Source organism: Halapricum sp. CBA1109, assembly GCF_009741825.1.
Classification (GTDB): Archaea; Halobacteriota; Halobacteria; order Halobacteriales; family Haloarculaceae; genus Halapricum.
Genome location: NZ_WPCA01000239.1, coordinates 1 through 2,014, shown reverse-complemented (window position 1 = coordinate 2,014; position 2,014 = coordinate 1). Strand labels below are relative to the sequence as shown.

At 70.5% G+C, this 2,014-nt stretch carries 1 protein-coding gene, 1 tRNA gene and 2 pseudogenes; all 4 read left to right on the top strand.

All coding sequences use genetic code 11. From position 1 onward, the window contains the following. Nucleotides 1-368, top strand: a pseudogene (locus GJ629_RS15595) (helix-turn-helix domain-containing protein); the annotation flags it as partial. A gap of 81 nt (nt 369-449) precedes the next feature. After that, a tRNA-Glu gene (locus GJ629_RS15590) sits at nt 450-524 on the top strand. Between the two features lie 140 nt (nt 525-664). Then, nucleotides 665-1,588 carry a DUF1616 domain-containing protein gene (locus GJ629_RS15585; RefSeq protein WP_197428683.1) on the top strand — a complete coding sequence of 308 codons (924 nt, stop codon included), beginning with the start codon at nt 665-667 and terminating at the stop codon, nt 1,586-1,588. Between the two features lie 65 nt (nt 1,589-1,653). Beyond that, nucleotides 1,654-2,014, top strand: a pseudogene (locus GJ629_RS15580) (hypothetical protein); the annotation flags it as partial.

Here is a 2,014-nt window from a genome sequence, read left to right as displayed (position 1 = left end):
GGTCCGAGGAGGCGGCCGGCGGCGCGGCGGCGGCGTCCGCAGCGTCCGCGCCAGCGGCGGGGTCGGCGACCGAGGAATCGACGGCCGAGGAGTCGGCGGCCGAGGACGCGGACGCCGCGGTCGGGGACGAACAGTTCCTCAGCGACGAGGAGCGCGTGATGGCGCTTCTGGACGAGGAGGGCGGCCGGATGAAACAGTCCCGCATCGTCGAGGAGACGGACTGGTCGAAGTCGAAGGTCAGTATGCTCCTGACAGATATGGAGGACGACGACGACATCACGAAGCTTCGGGTCGGTCGGGAGAACATCATCAGTCTGCCCGGCAACGAACCCGAGGCCGCGCGGTCGCCGTTCGACGACGACGAGTAGCGTGTGATTGGGTCACACCACTGGAGGGCGGGACGAAACACAACGGTTAATACCGGCAGGCCGATACGAGGAGATGGACGCGCTCCGGTGGTGTAGTCCGGCCAATCATCTTGCCCTCTCACGGCAAGGACCAGGGTTCAAATCCCTGCCGGAGCACTTCTTCGACGAACTACTCTCCGAGCGACCGCTGTGCGTGTCGCTCGGTTCGTGAGTCGAGAATGTGCCGTGGCGACTGTCCCGTCAGACGGTCGAGCGAACGGCGGTTCGTTTTAGTGGTCCTGTGTCGAGATGGGTGTATGGACGAAGGTGCGGACGGGTGGGGGAAGGACGCGGACCTGCTCGCGGTGGGCGTCGCCGCGGCACTGGTCGCGGTGAGCGCGACCGTCCCGGGGGTTCGTGAGACGCCGCTACGGATACTGCTCGGAGTGCCGTTCGTCCTCCTCGTCCCGGGGTACGCGCTGGCCGCCGCGCTGTTTCCGGAGGGCGAGGCGGACGGCTGGCTCGGGTGGCTGCCGCTGAGTGTCGGCGGGAGCGTCGTGGCCGTCACCGCGGTCAGCCTCGCGCTGGAGGTGACGTGGGGGTTCGAGTTCGGACCGGTCCTCGCGGGACTCCTCCTGCTGACGGTGGGCGCTGTGGGTGTCGCGTGGGTCCGCCGTGGTCGGCCGACGCGGCCGTCCGCGTTCGCGGTCGACTTCCGGCGGGTGCTGTCGGTCATCGGGGGCGGGAGCGCGCTGTCGGTCGTGCTCACGCTGGTCGTCGTCGCGACGGCCGTCGGCGCGGTTGGCGTCGTCCTCACGGAACCAACCGAGTCGGCGACCGTGACCGAGTTGTACGTTCTCGGCGAGCGACCGGACGGCACCCTCTCGGCGGGGGCGTACCCGACGAATCTGACCGTCGGAGAGCCGGCGACGTACGTCGTCGGCGCGGGGACGGAGGGCGAACGGTTCGACGGGACTATCGTCGTCACCCTCCGGCAGGCGGCCCCGGACGGGGGTGTACAGGGCGAGCGGTCGCTCGTCGACCGGTTCGCGGTCGACATCGACGCGGGGGAGTCCCGCCGTATCGAACACGCGGTCACGCCGCAGACGGTCGGAACACAGCGGTTGACGTACCGGCTCTACCGTGGTGACCCGGCGTCGAACCCGGCCGTTCGGGAGGTCCACGTCTGGGTCGACGTGGCCGAGTCGTCGGGGAACGGGACCGCCGACGCCGCCGGGTGACCGTCCCACAATCTCTATGCGGCCGGCGGCGACGGGGTGTGTATGTATCTATCCGAGGGGAGACCGTGAGCGGGCGGTCGTCAGTCGGCCGCTGCCTGCGGGCCGTCCGCCACGGTCGGGCGCTCGTTCTGGCGGTCGTCGGTTTCGGCCTCGTCGGCGGCGGACTCGCGGCCCCGGCGTTCGAGACCCTCTTGCTCGCGTGGGGCGGGACCGCCCTGCTCGGGGCGCTGTTGCTCGTGGTTGTCGGGACGACGCGGACCGTGCGGGCCGACGTGGCGACCGACGTCTACGCGACGCTGGCGGGCACCTGCCGGGAGGCGACCGGAATCGACGACGCCGTCTACACGCCCACCGACGACGGGGTCCGACTCGGCGGGACCGTCCCGACCGGGGTCGCGCTGACCGACCGCATCGAGGACGCGACGG